Annotated in this window: 20 protein-coding genes and 1 tRNA gene; 7 read left to right on the top strand and 14 right to left on the bottom strand. The window is 68.4% G+C overall.

What is annotated here, in order from left to right:
- Positions 1–219: 219 nt before the first annotated feature.
- The 6 genes from JOF29_RS03095 to JOF29_RS03070 form a co-directional block, all read right to left on the bottom strand.
- Entirely contained in the window at positions 220–399 is a 180-nt protein-coding gene (locus JOF29_RS03095; protein ID WP_209692709.1) for a hypothetical protein, read from the bottom strand.
- Positions 400–406: 7 nt separating this feature from the next.
- Complete coding sequence (locus tag JOF29_RS03090) at positions 407–799, bottom strand: serine hydrolase (protein ID WP_209692708.1); 393 nt, start codon at positions 797–799, stop codon at positions 407–409.
- Between the two features lie 88 nt (positions 800–887).
- On the bottom strand, positions 888–1,091 hold the full coding sequence (locus JOF29_RS03085) for a KTSC domain-containing protein (protein ID WP_209692707.1): 204 nt from the start codon (positions 1,089–1,091) through the stop codon (positions 888–890).
- 90 nt (positions 1,092–1,181) lie between these two features.
- Entirely contained in the window at positions 1,182–2,795 is a 1,614-nt protein-coding gene (locus JOF29_RS03080; RefSeq protein WP_307863123.1) for a fibronectin type III domain-containing protein, read from the bottom strand.
- A gap of 42 nt (positions 2,796–2,837) precedes the next feature.
- Positions 2,838–3,353, bottom strand: a complete 516-nt coding sequence (locus tag JOF29_RS03075) for a YciI family protein (protein WP_209692705.1) — start codon at positions 3,351–3,353, stop codon at positions 2,838–2,840.
- Positions 3,350–4,429: a hypothetical protein gene (locus tag JOF29_RS03070; RefSeq protein WP_209692704.1), complete on the bottom strand. Its 1,080-nt coding sequence runs from the start codon at positions 4,427–4,429 to the stop codon at positions 3,350–3,352. The genes JOF29_RS03075 and JOF29_RS03070 overlap by 4 nt, the downstream gene beginning before the upstream one ends.
- A gap of 303 nt (positions 4,430–4,732) precedes the next feature.
- Here JOF29_RS03070 and JOF29_RS03065 point away from each other — a divergent pair, with 303 nt between their 5' ends.
- Positions 4,733–5,128, top strand: coding sequence for an endonuclease/exonuclease/phosphatase family protein (locus tag JOF29_RS03065; RefSeq protein WP_209692703.1), 396 nt, complete (start codon positions 4,733–4,735; stop codon positions 5,126–5,128).
- A 10-nt stretch (positions 5,129–5,138) separates the two neighbouring features.
- Entirely contained in the window at positions 5,139–5,381 is a 243-nt protein-coding gene (locus JOF29_RS03060; RefSeq protein WP_209692702.1) for a hypothetical protein, read from the top strand.
- A gap of 56 nt (positions 5,382–5,437) precedes the next feature.
- Here JOF29_RS03060 and JOF29_RS03055 read toward each other — a convergent pair whose 3' ends face one another.
- The 3 genes from JOF29_RS03055 to JOF29_RS03045 all read right to left on the bottom strand — a co-directional run bounded on the left by JOF29_RS03055 (position 5,438) and on the right by JOF29_RS03045 (position 10,878).
- Positions 5,438–8,842 (bottom strand): phosphodiester glycosidase family protein, encoded by a 3,405-nt coding sequence (locus JOF29_RS03055; protein WP_209692701.1) that lies wholly within the window; start codon positions 8,840–8,842, stop codon positions 5,438–5,440.
- Between the two features lie 304 nt (positions 8,843–9,146).
- On the bottom strand, positions 9,147–9,980 hold the full coding sequence (locus JOF29_RS03050) for a cytochrome c oxidase assembly protein (protein WP_307863538.1): 834 nt from the start codon (positions 9,978–9,980) through the stop codon (positions 9,147–9,149).
- 815 nt (positions 9,981–10,795) lie between these two features.
- Positions 10,796–10,878 (bottom strand) — tRNA-Tyr (locus JOF29_RS03045).
- Between the two features lie 81 nt (positions 10,879–10,959).
- On the opposite strand from JOF29_RS03045, the gene JOF29_RS03040 reads away from it, so the two are divergent.
- Positions 10,960–11,451 (top strand): YajQ family cyclic di-GMP-binding protein, encoded by a 492-nt coding sequence (locus JOF29_RS03040; protein ID WP_209692699.1) that lies wholly within the window; start codon positions 10,960–10,962, stop codon positions 11,449–11,451.
- Between the two features lie 57 nt (positions 11,452–11,508).
- A complete protein-coding gene (locus JOF29_RS03035; protein ID WP_209692698.1) occupies positions 11,509–12,438 on the top strand; it encodes a phosphotransferase enzyme family protein in 930 nt (309 codons plus the stop codon).
- Between the two features lie 116 nt (positions 12,439–12,554).
- On the opposite strand, the gene JOF29_RS03030 is transcribed toward JOF29_RS03035, so the two are convergent.
- Positions 12,555–13,286, bottom strand: coding sequence for a hypothetical protein (locus JOF29_RS03030; protein WP_209692697.1), 732 nt, complete (start codon positions 13,284–13,286; stop codon positions 12,555–12,557).
- Positions 13,287–13,296: 10 nt separating this feature from the next.
- Positions 13,297–14,076 carry an AraC family transcriptional regulator gene (locus tag JOF29_RS03025; protein ID WP_209692696.1) on the bottom strand — a complete coding sequence of 260 codons (780 nt, stop codon included), beginning with the start codon at positions 14,074–14,076 and terminating at the stop codon, positions 13,297–13,299.
- 102 nt (positions 14,077–14,178) lie between these two features.
- On the opposite strand from JOF29_RS03025, the gene JOF29_RS03020 reads away from it, so the two are divergent.
- Both JOF29_RS03020 and JOF29_RS03015 read left to right on the top strand, forming a co-directional pair.
- On the top strand, positions 14,179–15,039 hold the full coding sequence (locus JOF29_RS03020) for a phytanoyl-CoA dioxygenase family protein (RefSeq protein ID WP_209692695.1): 861 nt from the start codon (positions 14,179–14,181) through the stop codon (positions 15,037–15,039).
- Positions 15,036–15,332 carry a hypothetical protein gene (locus tag JOF29_RS03015; protein ID WP_209692694.1) on the top strand — a complete coding sequence of 99 codons (297 nt, stop codon included), beginning with the start codon at positions 15,036–15,038 and terminating at the stop codon, positions 15,330–15,332. Before JOF29_RS03020 ends, JOF29_RS03015 begins: the two co-directional genes overlap by 4 nt.
- Here JOF29_RS03015 and JOF29_RS03010 read toward each other — a convergent pair.
- Positions 15,329–16,342 (bottom strand): lactonase family protein, encoded by a 1,014-nt coding sequence (locus tag JOF29_RS03010; RefSeq protein WP_209692693.1) that lies wholly within the window; start codon positions 16,340–16,342, stop codon positions 15,329–15,331. The two genes, JOF29_RS03015 and JOF29_RS03010, sit on opposite strands and share 4 nt — an antisense overlap.
- Before the next feature lie 110 nt (positions 16,343–16,452).
- Here JOF29_RS03010 and JOF29_RS03005 point away from each other — a divergent pair, with 110 nt between their 5' ends.
- A complete protein-coding gene (locus tag JOF29_RS03005; protein WP_209692692.1) occupies positions 16,453–17,304 on the top strand; it encodes an arylamine N-acetyltransferase family protein in 852 nt (283 codons plus the stop codon).
- On the opposite strand, the gene JOF29_RS03000 is transcribed toward JOF29_RS03005, so the two are convergent.
- Together JOF29_RS03000 and JOF29_RS02995 are read right to left on the bottom strand one after the other, a co-directional pair.
- Complete coding sequence (locus JOF29_RS03000; RefSeq protein ID WP_209692691.1) at positions 17,291–17,800, bottom strand: hypothetical protein; 510 nt, start codon at positions 17,798–17,800, stop codon at positions 17,291–17,293. The genes JOF29_RS03005 and JOF29_RS03000 overlap by 14 nt on opposite strands.
- A gap of 53 nt (positions 17,801–17,853) precedes the next feature.
- Entirely contained in the window at positions 17,854–19,305 is a 1,452-nt protein-coding gene (locus tag JOF29_RS02995) for an NADH-quinone oxidoreductase subunit N (RefSeq protein ID WP_209692690.1), read from the bottom strand.
- Positions 19,306–19,315: the final 10 nt, after the last annotated feature.

Here is a 19,315-nt window from a genome sequence, read left to right as displayed (position 1 = left end):
GCGTCTCCGCGAGCGACACTTCCATCATGCCGCACCCGCACAAGTGGTTTTCGTGGTGGATGAGACGACGAGGTGGGAACCAGTTGGCCGGCTCCCACCTCGTCACGTGCAGCACCGCCCAGCAGACGCCTCTCGGCGAGTGGCCGCTCGGAGCGGCTTAGGTTGAGGCCCGGGGTCATGAACCGGACGGCATCAGGTGTAACCGCACGTCCCCGGGACCTATTCCCGGACGCGCTCGAACTCGGCACCGCCCTGCACGAGCACCAGGCGGCCGACAGGTGCCCCCAGCTCGCCCAGCCGCCCGGCCGTCGGCAGGTCGGGCTGCTCCAGCTCTTCGGGGTACCCGGCCCACCCTCGCGAGGAACCGATGGCGGCGCATGCGCGCAGTACGACACACATGCCGGATTCACCCGCTGGGCATCACTACGGCGCCCTGCCCCGTATCGCGGTACGCCATCAGGTGACAGCGGAAGCCTGCGTTGCCGCCGCTGTGGCCGTAACGCGTGCCCGATTCGTCGAGGAAGACGTCGAGTCCGAGGCGGTTCAGGCCGCCGATCCGCTCGGAGGCGGCGATCTGTGGAGTCAGCATCTGCCTCGCGAGCTCGGCCGGGAGCAGCGCGCCTTCTGCACCGGCGTACGCGCGTTCCACCCCGATCGCGAACTTCGCGAGATCCGTTGGCGTGGTCCACCGTTCATCGGACGGCCGAGATTGCTGTGTCCCGGCGGCCGCGTTTCCGTGCAGGCTCGGTGGAAGCGGTTGTGCGTAGTCGCTGTCGGACATGCCGAGCGGCTGCAGCACCGACTCCTGTATGAGGTCACGAAGCGCGTGCCTAGATCCTGTCCCGCGACGTCGGCATCGCCCCTCCCGAAGCGGCCTCGGACAGGAGTCAGAGCTCGCGGAACTCGTAGTACGGCTTGATGTGTTTGTTGACGTAGGCACCGATGCTGGGCGCGGCCAGCAGGGCGGCGTACGTCGGCTGGGGAACGTCGAAGTACTGGTAGATGTAGCCGTTCAGGTACTCGAGCTCCAGCGTTCCGTCGAACCATCCGACCGATCGCAGGCTCGACGAGTTCACCGGGCGTCGCCTCATCCGCCGGCTCCTTCCGCGCTCGCGTCGGCCTCCAGTGTGCCGTGCCGGCGGGGTCGGGTGGCACGCCGCCAGACGCGCCACCCGAGGGAATCAGCCGCGGCGCGGACGTTGCAGCGTGAAGGACTCGAACTCCTGCAGGTCGCCGCCAGGTCCGAGTACGTCGTAGTACTTGACCTGCATCGTCGTCGAGCCGCCGGGGTGGCCGGGGTCCACGGTGAAGGCGGCGAAGCCGTACGGGTGGGCGGCGTTGCGGCTGGCCGACCACGGTGCCGGCTCGGTCACGTACACCGGTGGGCGTTTTCCGGTCGTCGGGTCGGGGGCCCCGACGGACGTGATCACCCGGCACCTGGGCGGGTTGAACAGCACGCCGTTGGAGCCGACCGACGTACCGCCGCCGCCGATCACCATGTGCACGGTGCCCTTCGACGTGTCGACGAGGTCGGTACGGGTCGCGGTGGGGATCGGCGTCAGCGTCGGGTTCGGCTGCTGGCCGCGGATCGGGTGCGAGCGCTCGTAGTGGTGCTCGTGCCCGCACACCACGAGGTCGACGCCGTACTCGTCGAACAGCGGCACCCACTCCTGCCGGATGCCGAGGTCCGCGCCGTTCGCCTGGTCCGCGCTGCTCACCACGACCTGATGCATGCAGACGACGATCCAGTCGATGTCCGGGTTCGCGCGGGTCGCCTTCAGCTCCTTCTCCAGCCACGCCTTCTGCGCGCCGCCGGAGTACCCGCGGACATAGCTGTTGCCGCCGTCCTGGTAGCAGACGTCGTCGTTCGCCAGGCTGATCACCCGCACCGATCCGACGGTGAACGCGTACCAGAGACCGCGCGTCACGTCCGTCTGCCCGGGCTGCCGCGGCAGGGCGAAGTACGTCTGGTACGCCGCGTACCCGATCGGCCCGTTGCCGAGTTCGTTCTCGTGGTTGCCGGCCGACGGCATCCACGGGCGGTTCCGCGCGCTGCGGGTGTTGTTCTCCCAGAAGTCGTTCCAGGTGCGGACCCGGTCCTCGGACAGGTTCGCGTAGCAGAGGTCCCCGTTGAACAGGTGGAACAGCGGGCGGACCCGCTCCACTCCCGCCGTCACGTCACCCGCGGCCGGTGAGCCGAGGTTGTCGTTGACGTACGGCGGGTTCGGGATCGTCACGCCCGCCGGCGGCACGTACCGCTTGCCCAGCGTCGGCGTGCCCTGGTCCCCGAAGCTCGTGAACGTGAACGCCGCCCGGCCCTTCGGCGCCGTTCGGAAAGTTCCGAAAACGGTTTCCGCGCCGTCGTGAACGGCCGCGTAGACGTACTCACCGGCCGGGTGCAGCCGACTGATCCGCGCGTGCTGCACGTACACGACCTGCCCGGACTTGGCGTCGGTGTAGCTCGTACCGGTCGCGGTCACGGTCCGCTCGAACTCTCCGTCCGGCGTACCGAGCAGGACGCGCGCGCGGCGGACCGGCTGGCGAGTGTGCCAGGAGACGACGACCTCCGTCGCCGCGTCCGCGCCGAACTGCAGATGCAGCCCGCCGACCCGGGGAGTGGTTACCGGATCCGCGACCGGCGCCGACTGCAGAACTGGAGCGGCCGACTGCTGGACCGCAGTGGCATGGGCGGAGCCGGCGCTGGCGAGCAGCGACCCGCCCGTGACAACCGTTGCAGACGCGAGAAACCCACGCCGTGAGAAGTGCGACTCGAACAGCTCTTCGTCATCGATCACCACCCCACGCTGGGCGCCGGAGGTGACGCCCAGGCCAATTCGCTACCGCCTGCCGCCGAACTCCCAGGGATGTACTTCGGCATCCTCCGCCTGGACCAACGCCCGCGCAGCGTCCACCGACGGAGCCTCCAGCAGCGCCGCCCGCCCGACGTGGACCTCGCCGTCGAGCAGGTCGCCGTACACGATCAGGTGGTCCGACGTGAGCGGCCGCGCGTCGTCCTTGGTCAGCACGAGGTACCGGTTGTACCCGTCGACCGCGGTCGCGAACTCCCACATGGTCCGGCCCGTTCGGTTCTCGAAGCGGTACACCTCGACGGTCTCGAACGCCCCGCCGAGGTAGTACGGCTCGTCGTACACGAAGGTCTGCAACGCCTCCGCGGACGGCAGGTCGACGATGTGCAGGCTGCCGGTCGAGTCCTCCCGGTCCTCGGTGAGGGTCGGGCCGCGGGCGATCAACTCCGCGGCGTACCCGTCCATGAAGGTCCAGTGGTCCTCGGTCAGCCGGCCCTTGACGTCGGCGCCGGCCCGGTCGCGGCCATAGACGAGGTACTGCGTCACGACAGGTGGAGCCGCAGGATCGTGTCGTAGTCGACGACCTCGACACCCGCGGCCGGCGTGACGGTCTCCTGCGACGGGACGATCAGGAGCTGCCGCGGGTCGGTGACCTCGACGTCGTACTTCGACTTCACCTGGGCCTGGTTGTCCGCGGACGTGAAGTACTCGGCGTACTTCGCCAGCTCGGCCGCGCCGTCCTGCACCGGCGTACGGAACACCCGGCGCCGCTTCTTACCGTTGGCAGTGTCAACGATCGGGAGCTCGAGCCGCCCGACGACGTGGCTACCGTCCGCGCGCTCCAGGATGAAGTCCGGGTGCAGGTCGCCGAGCGCGGGCTCGCGGACCAGTTTCGTCGCGCCGAACACCGACAGGAGGATCTCCTCGTGCTTGCCGAGGAACTCGTCGACGGTGCTGTCCTGCAAACCGTGCGCGAGGTACGTGCTCTCGAACGCGTCGGCCTTCAGCACGGCGGGATCGACCGGGAGGCTGAGCGTACCGATCGGGTCGAGGTGCGGGCGGGCGTTCGAGTACGTCTGCAGGAAATCGAGGTACTTGTCAGCCGGCTCCGAACGGTGGATCGCGATCGCGAAGTTCACCCAGTGCACCCGCAGCGAGTCACCCGCGGTGTGCACGAGCAGCGTCCGGTCGAACGTCGAGTAGTTGCCCGGCTCGAACCGCAGCAGCTCGTCCCCCGGGCCGACGTACACCTCGCCGAGCACGTTCGCGGCGGTCGGGAACCGGTCGTCCAGCGCCTGCCGCCCGGCCGTGGTCGCGATCGTCGCGTCCTTGAACAGGTTCTCCCCGGGCAGCGCCATCACCGCGTCGCCGTCACCGACCCCGAAGTACTCCTCGACGCTCGCGAGCTTCTGCCGCCGGACCTCGAGCGTCCGGTACTCCCGGCTCAGCCCGACCAGCTCGAGGATGTTCCAGTCCGGGGTCTCGGTCAGCACCATCATCCGCGGGAACAGCATCGGCCCCGGCAGCTCCGTCCGGTGGCTGACCGGCAGATGCCCGGCGACCCCCTTCAGGTGCTCCCCCCAGAACTGACCGTTCACCTTCACGAACTCGGTGGGTTTCATCCTCGCCCTTTCCCGACGATCCGACACAGCCTCGACGATCCGACACAGCCTCGTCGCTCCGACACAGGACCGCAACTCGCGCCGTACCTCCCCTATTCCCCGGTTGACCGGCGCCGGTCAACCGTACGATGTCCCACACCATGCCGCCGGGACTGACAGCTGCCGTGCACCCGGCCTACGTACGCACGTCTTCCACAACCGTGCGCTCCCGTCCCTCTCCGTTCCCGGCTCAACGCCCTACGGAGCGGCGTACTGAGGATCCGTTTGGCGGAGAGTCGGCTGCGGGTGCTCAACGTCCATCCGATGGCGAACACGGACGGGGTCTGGTCCACGGACAACCGCTTCTATCGGCCTCAGCTCGATCAGCTGAGATCGCTCACGCGGACTGTCAGGGGCGATGAATCTCCGGCCGTGGTGTGCGGAGACTTCAACGTGTCCCGGGAGAGCACGCTGTACGACGAGTTCCGCCGAGGCTCGGGCCTCCGGGACGCGTTCGGCGGCAGCTGTCCACCGACCTTCCACGCGGAGTACCTTCCACCGCGCAGGACCGCGCACTGCATCGACTTCATCTTCGTCACCGAGCCCGCCGAGGTCGGCAGCACCACCCTGCTCTTCACCGGCAAGCGAGCGATGCCCAGCGGCCCCGGGCATGTCTCGGACCACCTCGGTCTGCAGGCTCAGTTGAGCTTCCGCAGCTAGCTGATCAGGGATGACCAGGACCAGGTTGCCGCTCCGCGGCGACGCCGTACGTCGGCACCAGGCCGCCAGCCGGACCGCGCTCGGGGTCGGTGGCCGGCTGCTCCAACGAGTCCAGCGCCTCGAGGACGTGTTGCAGGTACTTGTCGCGGTACGCCCGCCGTTTCCCGGCGTCCGCCGTACCAGCATGTCGGCGAGCGGTCCCGCATCGGGAATCACGTCGCCGCACAGCTCCCGTGGTCCGGGCATGCGCTGATGGTGCAGACGCTCGCCCCGGACCGCGTTTTCCGCAAGTCCGGGGCGAGGCTTGGACTACTGGCGGCCGACCGTGATGGAGGCCGAGGTGGTGATCGGGGCGAGCGACGCGTCGTCGGTGTAGGCGCGCATCGAGTCGTTCGTCACCGAGACCGTCACGTTGCCCGGACGGATCGCGGTCAGCGTTCGCGTCACCGGATCCAGGACCGCGACCTTTCCGGTACGCCGGGCCTGGTCGACCGTGCCGCCGATCGCGAGGTTCGACGAGCCGGTCCAGTGCACCGACATCGGGAACCGCAGCGGCACGACGCGGGTACCGGCGCCGACGCCTTCCGGTTGCACGATGCTGCCGTCGAGCTGGACGGCCTTTCCGGCGGACAACGTTTTCGGAAAGTCGAGCGTGACCGATTCCGCGAACGCCCGTACGTCGGCCTCGAGCCACTGCTGGCCGGCGTTGCGCCGGGCGTCGACCGACCAGTCGACCCAGCCGGTGAAGCCGCCGCGGTCCGGCGTACCGTACGGGTCCTTTCCGGACGACGGGAGCACCGCGTACGGGACGCCCTCGACCCGGTGCACGTTCGCGACCTGGGCGTGCGAGCCGACCATCGCGGCGCCCTTGTCGGTGCTGTTCCGGAAGTTCGTCAACAGCTTCTCGATCAGCGCGACCTCGTCCCGGTCGCCGAGCTGGCTCGACTTGGTCTCCTCAGGGTCGTCGACCGGGTGATGCGCGAACACCATCACGTTGTGGATCGAGCGGTCCTTCGCGGCGCCGTCGAGGGCCCGCTCGAGCATCGGCAGCTGATCCCAGGCTGACGTACGCAGGGTGCCGAGCGCACTCGCCAGCAGGATGAACCGGGTGCCCTTGTGGTCGAACGTCCGGTACGGCCGGCCGAACTCGTTGGTGAAGTTGGTCAGGTCCGACTGGGTGTTGTTCAGGCCGTACGACTCGTGGTTGCCCGGAACGTAGTAGCACGGGACCGTGCTGCCCTTCGGCGTACTGCTCGGCGCCGGCTCCTTCCCGACCGGGATCAGGTCACAGCCTGCGTCGGTCAGCACCTTGCGTGCGAGCGACAGGTCCTGCGGCAGACCGCGGTCGGTGATGTCGCCGTTCAGTACGACGAGGTCCGGGCGGGTCTTACGAATCCGCGCGAGGGCGGCCGTCGCGACCTGCGACAGCGCCGGGTTGTCGGCGGTGAACTGCACGTCGGACAGGGTCGCGAACTTGAACGTGCCGGTGTTCAGCGTTCCGTCGGCCGAGACGAGCGGATCGGCGACCAGGTCCGGCTGTTTCGGCAGGTCGATCGAGGTCGGTACGTCGGCCTCGAACCGGTCGAGGACGAACGTACCCGCCTTCTGCTGCGCGACCGCGGTGTTGATGCCCTGGTACGACGAGATCGACACCGGGTACACCGTGTTCGCGGGCAGCGTCCAGGTGACGTTCTGGTAGTCCCGGGACGCCTTCAGCCCGGTCCCGTACAGGCCGAGCGACTTGCCGTTGCCGTCGTACAGGCCGACGTAGTCGAGACCGCTCGGTACGTCGATGCTCGACTTGATCCGCAGGCGGAGACGGAGCGGCTGGCCCGGGACCTGGATCCGGTTCGCGGCGCCGTTCGCCGAGATCCCGACGTTCCGCATCGCGGGGAAGTCGATGCGCAGCCCGTCCGGGTCGACCGAGCGCGTCGTGGCCGCGGTGCTGTTGTTGTTCCAGCGGGCGAGAACGTCGTCGTCGAAGTCGTACACGACCTTCGTCTCGACGCCGACCGTGATCGGCAGCTTCACCGTCCGGCCGGCGGCCGAGATCGTGAGGATCGTGCCGGCGTTGGCCAGCGGGACGATCTTGAGCTTTCCGTCCGCGGCCTGGACGTCGACGACGGCGTGGTCGTAGTCGAGCTTCAGGTCGCGCGGGTCGATCGGGGCGGTGTAGCCCTGCGGATCGCGACCGGTGATGCCGACGGTCACGGCGTTCGCTGCCGTCGCGTCAGGGATCGACAAGCGTTCGGTCGACGGCTCCAGGCTCTTCAGCGGCCCGAGTACGTCGACGCGCTGCGTGGTGTGCACGTTTTCCGAATGTGCGGAAACCGTTATCGGTCGGTTTCCGGCGGCCGGCGCGGTCACGATGCCGTCCCTGAGGTTTCCGCCCTTCGCCTTCCAGACAAGGCGTTTCGGGTCGACCGGGGTCAGATGGTTGTCGACCGCCTTGACCGTAAGCGCGCGGTGCATGCCCGGGAAGACCTTGAGACCACCGTCCGCTGCCGCCTGTCCGGTCGCGGGCTTGATCATCAACTGGTGCACCTTGCCGTCGCCCTTGCTGACGAAGACGCCGACGCCGTTCGGGTCGTTGCGCTCCTGACCGTCCGACGGGTTGTTGCGTACCGTCGTACCGGCTTCGCCGAGACCGCGCGCGACCATCGTCGTCGAGCCGCCGCCGTCCAGGTTGACGGCGGTCTGGATACCGCGGTCCGCGAGGTCCTGCGCCTCGCGGTCGATACCCAAGCCGCCCTTACCGGTACCGCCCGGGCCGTCCCAGGTCGCGAGCACGAGGGTCCGGCCGCCGTCCTTGAACCCGAGCGCGGTCCGCGGCGCGATCGACTTGTCGAGCCCCGGTACCGCCTTGCCGTCCTTGACGATCGTCCCACCCTGACCGAGCGCGAACTTCATCGACTTCGCCAGGTCGTTCGCGAGCTCGTAGTGCAAAGTGACGGCGTCTCCCGGTTGCAGGGCCCGGAGCGCCGTCGCGGCTGCGTCGCGCCCGACCAGGTAGAACCCGTCCGCCGGGATCGCGCCCGCACCCGCGGCGGTGGGGTTCACCGAGACGACCTTGCCCTGCTGTACGAGTACCTCGGCGACGTCGGCGTTCGCGAAACCGCGGGCGCGGCTGTACTCGCCCCAGATCGGGGTGTACGCCACCAGCCCGTTCGCGGGTACGCCGCCGCCGTTGGCCGCGTTGATCGTCAGCACCTTGTGGTCCGTACCGGCGAACGTCGCGGTCGAATCCACTGCCAGGTCGACGAGCTGAGCGATGCCGTCCATGCTCACGCCGACGTGCTGGCGTCCGGACGCATCGGCCGACTTCAGCAACTGGCCGTTCTGCACCTCACCGCCCAGCGAGGCGTTGCTGTTCCCGATGTCGAAGAACTCGCCGTTGACGCCCGCCACCGCGCCGGCCTTGTTCGCCGCGGTGCTGAGCGGCCCACCCGACGCGACCGGGCCCGACGTCAGCAGGTCGGTGCTCACCGCCTTGTCGGCCAGATCGATGGTCAGGTACTGCGCGTCCACCCAGCCGCGCTGATCCACTCTCTTCACATGGTTGAGCGAGATCCCCGGCCCAACCGACTCGTTCGTATCAACCAACGCGAGCCCGGCAACCGGATGGTCATCGGCGTACCCCACAGCCGGCAACGACCACAGGACACCGGCGGCCGCCACGACCGCGATCCCCGCCGTCAAGCGATGAGCCTTCATCGTCGACCCGTACTTTCTGGACGATCCCAGGCCGGGCACCCACCCCCCAGCCGCACCGCATCGAGAGGCGGCGCAACCACCGACCGTTCCCTGACCCGACAACATCGAGGTAAACCGCTGACGACATACCACCATCAACCGGTAGACGTCTTACCGCACCACCGCACCACCGCACCACCGCACCACCGCACGGAGCAGCCGCCCCAGATGCGCTCAGCGACCGCCCGGCTCGTCCTGCACGTCGGGGCCGTCGGATTTCGGTGAGGGTCAGTCGTCGGGGTCGTCGCGCTGCGGACGGAACCGGTCAGCGAGTTGCCCCGGATCGGTCTCCCACCAGGGCCGCATCAACTCCGGCTCCTGCTCCCCCGCCGCGGCCCCGCTCGGCAACCACCCGATCGAGCCTCCGATCCACCGCCGCGGCCTCGGCCCGATCCGCCCGAATCCACGCCACCAGCTGCCCCGCCAGGAACGGCAACCCGACCATCTCCGCCAGCGTGAGCATCAACCCGCCCCCGAACCGCTGATCCTCGTGCGGCGCCGGCCCCCACCCATGCCGCACAGACAGGTAGTACGTCGCGGCCAGCGTCCCCGGACTCGTCATGATCAAGATCCCCGGCAACGCGTCCAACAGCCCGTCGAGGAACCCGATCGCCACCCGCACGGGCGGCGTACACCAGGCCGGCAACGACTCCCCACCAAGCATCGGCCAGAAGAACAGACACCCCGCAACCACCAGCTGCAACCGCAACAACTCATGCAGTACGCCGTTCTGCAGCACGGCGACGTAGTACGGCGTGAAATACACCAACGGCAGCAGGGCCGCCCCCACCAAAGAACTCACCGCCGGAAACGTCAGCACCCGCACGACTCGCCCCGCCCCAACCGAGGGAAAATTCCGGGCAATCAACTGCACCGGCCCGCCGAACGCCAGCAACACCGGCGTCAAAGCCAACAACAAGACGTTCTGCACCGCATATGGCCAGAACAACACCCGGTCATAAGTCCCCAAGACAGACATGGTCAACACGACCACGCTCCCCAGCCCGCCCCCAAAGAACACCAGGATCCGCCACACCGGCCACGGCTCACCCATCCGCCGTACCCGCCAAACCCCAGCCAAGTACGCCGCCCCCAACACCAGCACTCCCACAAGCACCGGCACGTCAAGCGTCCACGCGCCCAGCGCACGCCCGCCCGTCAACGGAGCCAACCCAGCACCCAAGCCCTCAACACCCACAACCCCAAGCTAGCCAGCCCCCCGCTGCCCCGAACGCCCACCCCACCATTCTCAGCCACCCCTCAGCCAACCAACCCAAACCCGAGCCGCCAATCCCGCCATCCGAAGCGAACAAGCCGCCAACCGAGCCGTCACGAAACGGGAGGCATTGACGCCGCGCACACCACGCAGTCACCGCACACCACGTAGTCACCGCGCGTCAGGCAGATCCCGACAGAGATCCCCGTTCCTCAAACTGACCGAGGAAGCAGGCGAGGGCAGTCAAGGAATTGACGAGCAGCATTTCACCATATGTAGATCAGTTATGAGATGCTCGTCTGCAGGGGGAAATATCATGGCAGCACACGTACTGGATGTAATTTTTACGGTGATGATCATATTTATCATCGTCGCGAGCCCGATCGCGTTCTACCGGAAGTTCATCAGCAAGAAGACTCGCACTGTCGGGTCACGCCCCTACGTCCGAGGACGCGACTGCCCTACCTGTGGAGGCTGGGGCGTCCTTCCGGACGGATCGACCTGCACCGACATCTGCGGCGGGCGCAGGACGCGCTGAGCATCCGTTGTCTCCGTGCCAGTCTCGGCTGGGTCGATGCCGCTCTGAACGAGACGCTTCCCCCGCGAGCCGCCCAGCGGTCGAACTTCCTCACGCGAAAATGGCCCGTAGCCTACGTTTCCGCAGGTCACGGGCCACTTTGTGCTTACTGTCCAGCCGGTGGCGGGTGCAGGGTTCGAACCTGCGTAGACATACGTCGACAGATTTACAGTCTGCTCCCTTTGGCCGCTCGGGCAACCCGCCAGGGTGCTGCCGGTTCGTGAACCGGCGTGGGAGACGATACAACAGGTAGTAGCCCAGACAGCAAATCGGAAAGGTAGTGCCATGGCTTCGGAGTCCTCCTTCGACATCGTGAACAAGGTGGATCACCAGGAGGTGGACAACGCCGTCAACCAGGCGGCGAAGGAGATCAGCCAGCGGTTCGACTTCAAGAACGTGGATGCCGGGATCAAGTGGTCCGGGGAGTCGGTCGAGATGCAGGCGAACACCGAGGAGCGGGTGAGCGCCGTCCTGGACGTGTTCAAGGACAAGCTGGTGAAGCGGCAGATCTCGCTGAAGGGGCTGGAGGCGGAGGACCCGAAACTGTCCGGGAAGATCTACAAGATCGTCGCGACGATCGACGCGGGTATCACGCAGGAGAACGCGAAGAAGATCTCGAAGCTGATCCGCGACGAGGGCCCGAAGGGTGTGAAGGCGCAGATCCAGGGCGACGAGCTGCGGGTGTCCAGCAAGAGCCGGGACGACCTGCAGGCGGTCCAGGCGCTGGTCAAGGGCCAGGACTACGACTTCGCCGTCCAGTTCGTGAACTACCGCTGATCGCTGCGCCCGGTAATCGGCTCGCTCGCGAGGCGGTTGCCGGGCATGCTGGCGGGTGTGGGTGACACGTTGCTGCGGAAGTGGTTGCTGGCGGACTTCGGGCTTGACGTGGTGCAGCTCACACCGGTGGCGTACGGCGCGGACGTGGCGGCGCAGGTGTGGCGGGCGACGACGGCCACCAATTCGTACGCCGTGAAGTGGAGCGGCGCGGGGACGAACACGGGCCACCAGGTCGCGGCGTTCCTGGCCGACAGCGGGTTGCCCGGCGTACCGGAGCTGATCCGGATGTCCGAGGGCGGGCTGTGGAGTGTGCACGCGAAGAAGCGGCTGACGGTGACGCCGTGGATCGACGGTACGCGGGCGGCGGAGACGGGGCTGACGGTCGAGCAGTGGTCGGAGTACGGCATACTGCTCCGCCGGGTGCACGACGCGGAACTACCGCCGCGGCTGCTGGACGCGCTGCCGAAGTACAGCCACATCGACGCGCGGATGCCCGCGGTGGTCGATGACGTACGCCGGCGGCTCGAAACGCCGGACGGGGAGGTCGCGGAGGAGCTCGCGGCGGTGTGGAAGCAGTACGACGACGTCCTCGCCGACCTGCTGACCAAGCGTCCACCCGCGCCGACCGGCCCGCGCGTGGTCTGCCACGGCGACCCGCATCTCGGCAACGTCCTCGTCGACAAGGATCTGCATCTGATCGACTGGGACGACGTGATCCACGCACCGCGCGAACAGGACCTGATGTTCATGCTCGGCGGCATGGGCGACGTGGGCCCGACCACAACCGCCCAGCGGGAAGCGTTCCTCGCCGGCTACGGCCCTCACGTCCTCGATGAGGAAGCCGTCCACTACTACCGCCACGTCCGCGCCTACGAAGACGTCATCGGCTGGTCCCACCAGGCCCTTACCGGCCCCGAAGAGCCCTACGCCCTCCAGGTGACCAAAGGCATCCTCACCACCGGCCTGGCCGCCCTGGCGGTCCAGTAGATGCTCACCGTCGAGGAGATCCAGCAACACTTCATCGAGGCCTGAACGTCGCTCTGCGCCGGCCGGGGATGCACGGCGGTGAGTTCGGGCTGAGCTATATGTTCGCTGAGGTCGTTCTAGGCGTGGCGGAGCCAGATGTTGGGTTCTGTGTAGAGGCCTGTGTCGGCTTCGCGGTTGATGGCGAGGGTGGCGAGGCCGGCGGGGATTGTGTAGGTGCCCGTCGCGGGGAAGGGCATGGTGGTCCAGGATTCCCAGTCGGCCACCGAGCCGGTCATGGTTTGGGAGGCGGGAGCGGGGGCCAGGAGGGTGGCGCCGAGGCGGACGTGGGTGCGGAGCCACGGGTCCAGCGGTAGGCCGTCCGGGCGGGTCCAGGTCATGAAGGTTTCGATCGGGGTGAGGGGGTAGCTCGACTTGAGGGTCGGGCGGACGGGGGCGATCACCTGCGGGAGGCCGCTCGACACTGCGTGGTCGCGGACGGCGGTGATGACGCGGGCGGAGTGGCCCTGGCCCTGTTCGTCGGAGCGTACGGCGGCTGCCATCAGGACGAAGGTGTTCGGTACGACGCCTTGTTCGTACGACGTCACCGAGCGCGCCAGCGCGTCCGTGAATCCGCCGGGCAGGTCCTCGACCGTGCCGTCCCACGCGAGTGGCACGCCCCAGCAGCCGGCGATCAGGCGGTCGCCGGAGACGAAGTAGAACTCCCACTCGGGGAAGTACGACAGCCTGCGCTCGCGGTACTTCTTCACCTCGGCGTCGTGGAAGATGAACTCCGGCCAGTCCTCGACGAACCGCTGCTCGGCCTCGGCGTCGTGCTGCGGGGCGTCGCCGGCCGGAATCAACTTGTACATGCCCGGAACGCTAGACCCCGGGCCCCGCCCCGGCCACCGTATTCCGTACCGCCCGCGGTGCCGCGCCCAGCTCCCGCCGGCAGGTCTTGTTGAAGGCCTGCAGGTCCGGGATCCCCACCGACGCGGCGATCGCCGGGATCGACAGGGTCGACGACACGAGTAGATGCCGCGCCCGCATCATCCGGCGCCGGCGCAGGTACCCGACCACCGTCGAGCCCGTCTCCTCCACGAACAACCGCGTCAGGTGGTTGTGCGAGACCCGGGCGATCCGGGCCAGCTCCGGTACGACGAGCGGCTGGGCGAGGTTCGCCTCGATGTGCGCGATCGCCGCCGCGACGGCCGGATGCCCCGCCTCGACGGGTGCCGGTGTCAGCTCGGCGATCCGCCATAAAGCGGTCCACACCTCCGCCGTCGTCCGCGCCGACCCGGACGGCGAGGACTCGATCGCCGACCGGAGCAGCCCGGACAGCAGCGGCGCCGCCTCTCCAGCGTCCTGTACGACGGGAACGTACGACGGCTCGCCCGCGGAAACCGGGCGGAAATGCGCGTACAGGTGCTCGGACCGCCCGCGGTAGTCGAACTGCACCTGCGTCCCGGCCGGCGTCAGGGAAACGTATCCCGGCGCGACGGAAAACGTTTCGCCCAGCAGCGTCAGCTCGGCCGAGTAGTTGAACAGATGCAGCTGCCAGAGGTCCGGCAACCGGAAGACGTCGCGCGGACCACGTGTTCCGTGGATTCCGGCGCCGGCGTTCACGACCTCCGGCGGTTGCGCCAGATGCAATTCGATCACGGTGAGAATTTACCACCAGTGGTGATCACAACCCACGCGGAACAACGACGGTCGATCGCAGAATGGAGGAGTAGTAACCACTACCCACCCATGGGAGTCTCCATGCCCCACCCGCATCGCAAACACCTGCTCACCTCGGTGCAGATGGCGCACTTCGTCGCCACCGGCGCCCTCCGGATGGACTCCGTCGTACCGGACGACATGAACCAGCAGGCGATCGAGGTCCTGAACAACGGCATTCCGGGCGTTCCGTACGGCACCCCGCTGTCGGAGGCGTTCGTGGACAGCGATTTCGTCCAGCGGCTGGTGCAACTGCCGGAGGTGGCGGGCGCGATCCACAGCCTGGTCGGTCCCGAGCCGACCGTCGACCACCACGCCGTGCACATCCGCCGGGCACACGAGGGCGAGGCGCAGAACCTGCACGGTGACGCGATCATCGACGTCCGGACGGACGCCTTCGACGTACAGCTGATGTACTACCCGCAGGACGTCACGCTCGAGATGGGCGGCACGCTCAGCGTCCCGGGCAGCCACCTGCGCCGCACGAACGAGTCCGACACCGGCCGGTACCAGAACCTGCTCGGCCAGACCCGGCTCGTCTGCCCGGCCGGTACCGTCCAGCTCCTGCACCACGGCATCTGGCACGGCGGCCGCAAGAACGACAGCAACCTCGACCGGTACATGTTCAAGATCCGGTTCAACCCGACGGTCCGTCAGGTGCGGCTCTGGAACACCGACGACCTGTACGACGAGGCGGTCGCGGCCGAGCTCGAGCAGGGCTTCCCGTGGTACGAGAACGCCACCGGCCGGCTGGAACGGTACAACCGGATCCTGATGTGGCGCGCGATCAGCGGCGACGACACCTACGACCCGAACTACTGGGTCACCCGCGTCACCAACCGCCCGCACCGCGTCGTCGCCGACCGGGTGAACAACCCACACGCAAAGAGGGAGATGGTATGACCGCCACGGCTGAAACCCCGCAGCGCACCGGCCTTCGCCAGCAGGTGCTGGTGCTGTACCTGGCCTCGTCCGCGCTGGACGCGCGCGTGGTCGGATGGTCGACGTACGACGGCACGGGCGAGACGCACCCGACGACGGGTGACAGCGACGTACCGCCGTACGAGACCGGGCTCGACGCGCTCAAGGACGGCTGGCGGTTGTTCCAGGCGTCCCAGCTGAACCCGCCGTACCCGGGTCACGAGTACGACGTGTCCTTCCTCAAGCACGAGTTCTTCTTCGAGAAGCTGGTCTAAACCGGCAGGATGCACACCGGCCGCGGCAGGCTGACCGGCTCTCCCTGAGCCGTCAGCCGGCCGTCGTCGATGCTGAACGTCGCGATCTGGTCGGACTGCTCGTTGGCGGCGTACAGCACCGAGCCGTCGTTGCTGAAGGCAAGGTGTCGCGGCCAGTTCCCGCCCGAGGAGATGGTCTGCACCAGCTCGACGCTCAGCCCGTCGGCGGCGATCGCGAAGACCGCGACGGTGTTGTCGCCGCGGTTCGACCCGTACAGGAAGCGGCCGTCGGCGGAGATCAGCAGCTCGGCCGGGTAGTTCTCGCCCGGCGAGTCGGCCGGCCGCGTCGACGCGGTCTGCACGGTCTGCAGCTTCCCGTCGGCGTAGCCGCACACGGTGAGCGTCGAGTCGAGCTCGTTGATCACGTACGCCGCACCCGCCGTCGGGTGGAACACCAGGTGCCGCGGGCCCGCACCCGGGTGGATGTGCAGCCGGTCGACCTCCTCCAGCCGGCCGTCCGCCGTGAGCGTCGACGAGTAGACGGTGTCCGATCCGAGGTCGACGTCGAACACGAAAGCGCCCGCCGGGTCGAACGCGATCTGATGCGCGTGCGGTCCTTCCTGGCGCTCGGCGTTCGGCCCGGACCCTTCCCGCTGCAGGTACTGCGTGGCCTCGCCGAGCGAGCCGTCCGCGGCGATCGGGTGGATCGCGACGGATCCCGAGGTGTAGTTGGCCGACAGCAGGTACCGCCCGGACGGGTCGATGCCGAGGTGGCACGGGTGCGCGCCGCCGGTCGGCTGCTGGTCGAGCAGCTCCAGCCCGCCGTCCGCGCCGATCGCGAACGCCGCGACCTTGCCGTCCTGCTCCTCGTTGGTCGCGTAGAGGAACCGCCCGTCCGCGGACCTGACCAGGAACGACGGGTCGGCGGTCGTCGCCACCGTCACGATCGCGTCCAGCGTGCCGAACGCGATCCCGTCCCCACCGCCGGCCTGACTGGTGTAGCTCCCGACATAGATCCGCTCAGAAGTCATGCCCCATACCCTGCCAGGTTGTGGGGCCTCACGGCATTCAATACAGTCAGGCGCTTTCCGGCACTCCTCTGTCCCAGACCGTAGAGATCACCTCACCTAACCTGGGCCCCATGGATACCGGGGCGTTTCTGCGACGGATCGGGGTCGACGGGTACGACGGGCCGCCGCGGCTGGAGGGGTTGACGCGGCTGCACGAGGCCTTCGTGGATCAGGTGCCGTACGAGACGGTGCAGTACCAGGTGACGCTCGGCGGCGCGCTCGATCCCGAGGAGGTGGCGAAGCGGATCGTCGCGCGGGAGACCGGCGGGTACTGCTTCCAGCTGAACGGCGTCTTCGCCTTGCTGCTGACCGAGCTCGGGTATCGGGTGCGGATGCATCGCGGCGGCGTGGAGACGGTCAACCGGCCCAGCGTCATCGACGGCAGCCATCTGGTGCTGACGGTGAGCGGGCTGGTCGAGGACCCGGAGCGGGTCTGGCTCGTGGACGCCGGCCTCGGAGACGGTCTCCGGCACCCGATGCCGCTCGCGACGGGCGAGTCCGAGCAGTATCCGTTCACGTTGCGGCTGCGCCCGTCCGCGAAGACCGACGGCTGGCGCCTCGACCACGACCCGCGCGCGAACCTGATCGGCATGGACTTCGAGGCGGCCCCCGTCCCTCTCGAAGCCTTCGCCGCGAAGCACGCCGAGCTGTCCGGACACCCGGAGTCGCGGTTCGTCCGGCTGGCGTCCGCGTTCCGCCGTACGCCGGAATCCGTTGTGGTACTGCGTTCCATCGGCTTGAGCGAAACGTTTTCCGACCGCGTCGACAACCGCCTGCTCGACGACCGCGCCGACTACTTCACCGCGCTCGCGGACGTCTTCCACCTGCCGCTCCCGCACTACACGGACGCCGACCGCGACGTACTGTGGCGCCGTGTCTGGGCGCAGTACGAGGAATTCCTGACGCGCGCTACCTCTTCGTGAGCATGACGACGACGGTGTCGCCCTCGGCATACGTCAGCGTGGCGATGTGAACTGGTCCGTCGCCGTCGCTCCAGCTGACCGCGGCGAGACCGCCGGCCACGCCGCCGACGCTGCCGTTGCCGCTGCGGCTGGACGAGGTACCGCTCTGGCTCAACGAGATGTACCCCTTCGAGTCGGTGAGCTTGAGCGTGCCCTTCGCCACCGTCGCGGTGAACTTGTCCCCCTTGAGGTTGATGACAGCATTCTTCCGGATCAGCACCTCACAGGTGCCGTCGGTGCAGGCCTTGTAGTTCTGGCCGTCCTTCGCGGTCGGACCTGCCTGGCTCGGGGTCGCGGCGACGCTGCTCGGCGCACCGGTCGGGCTCACGCTCGACGGAGATGGGCTCGGCTGGGACGGGCTCGGCTGGGACGGGCTCGGCCGTGAGCCGGCGTGGCCGGAGCTGCAACCGGCCGCAGCGGCCAGCAGGGTCAAGGCGATGAGTCCTCGGGCAAGCATGATCCGACGGTAGCCACCCACCGGGCCGCACCGCTCGATCTGACCGGAACCTGTCAGGTCGCGAGCGCGAACATGATGCTCGGCAGCACCGACAGGACCGCGGTGAGGGCGGCGCAAACCGTGAGCATCGCAACGGCCGGGGTCTCGATGTCGACCGAGAACGGGTCGTCGGCGGGGAGCCGGAAGAGTTCCGCGATCCAGCGCAGGTACACGGCCAGCCCGATCATCACGTTGATCGCCATCACGATCGCGAGCCAACCGAGGTGGGCATCGATCACCGCCTGGAACGCGGCGAACTTCGTGAACAGACCTGCGAGCCCCGGCGGCAGCCCCGCGAGCACCACCAGGAAGAGGATCAGCGCGGCCGCCAGCCCAGGCTCGGAGCGGACCATTCCGCGGTAGTCGGTGAGCAGACCGCCCGCGCGGTGCCGCTGCACCACGGCCACCGCCCCGAACGCGCCGAGCGTCACCACGACGTACGCCGCCAGGTACCCGACGACGGCTCGGGCGTCGCCGACGGCCAGCGGTGCGAGCAGGAAACCGACCTGCCCGATCGACGACCAGGCGAGCAGCCGGACCGCTTCGACCTGGCGCAGGGCCGCGAGGTTCCCGACGGTCATCGTCACCGCCGCGAGGATCGCGACCACGGTACGAAGCTCCGAGCCGGCCGGCGCGATCCCGGACGTCACGAGCACGAGCAGCCCGGCCACACCGGCCGACTTCGACACCACGGCGAGGAAGGTCGTGACCTCGACCGGGGCCCCGACGTACGTGTCCGGCAGCCACGCGTGGAACGGCACCGCCGCGATCTTGAACGCGAACCCGACGATCACGAACAGCCCGGCCGCGAACGCCACGCGGGCGAGGTTCGGGTCGAGTCCGCTCAGCCGGTTAGCGATCGTGGTCAGGTACAGCGAGCCGGTCACGCCGTACAGATAGGAGACGCCGAACAGCATCACCGCGGTCGACAGTACCGAGACCAGGAACGCCTTCAGCGCGCCCTCGGACCCTCGCCGGTCGCGGCGCAACCCGACCATCGCGAACGTCGGCAGCGACACCACCTCGAGCGCGATCACCAACGTCGCCAGATCCCGCGCGCCCGCCAGCACCGTCGCGCCGGTGAGCGCGCTCAGCAGCAGGAAGTGGTACTCCCCGATCGGCACGTCCTTGGCCAGCAGCCGGTACGTCGACAACCCGACGACGCCGAGCCCGCCGATCAGCAGCACCGCCCACAACCCTGCGGTCAACGGCTCGAAGACCAGGCTGCACTCGGCCGGCCCCTCGACCGCCGGACGGCAGAACGCGGGCTTGACGTCGGCCCGCTGCGCCCACACGAACACGAGCCCGAACAGGATCACCACGCTGGTCAGCAGGGTCACGACGGTATGCCGCAGCTCGGCCGGTGCACTCTTCCAGAAGCTGTCGACGAGCAGCACGGCGATCGCGCCGATCGCCAGCACCAGCGGTACGGCGACAGCCTGCCAGTCGGTCCACGTCAGGGTCATGGGGCCTCCC

Source organism: Kribbella aluminosa (assembly GCF_017876295.1).
GTDB classification, from domain to species: Bacteria; Actinomycetota; Actinomycetes; order Propionibacteriales; family Kribbellaceae; genus Kribbella; species Kribbella aluminosa.
This window is presented reverse-complemented; position numbering and strand designations above follow the sequence as displayed.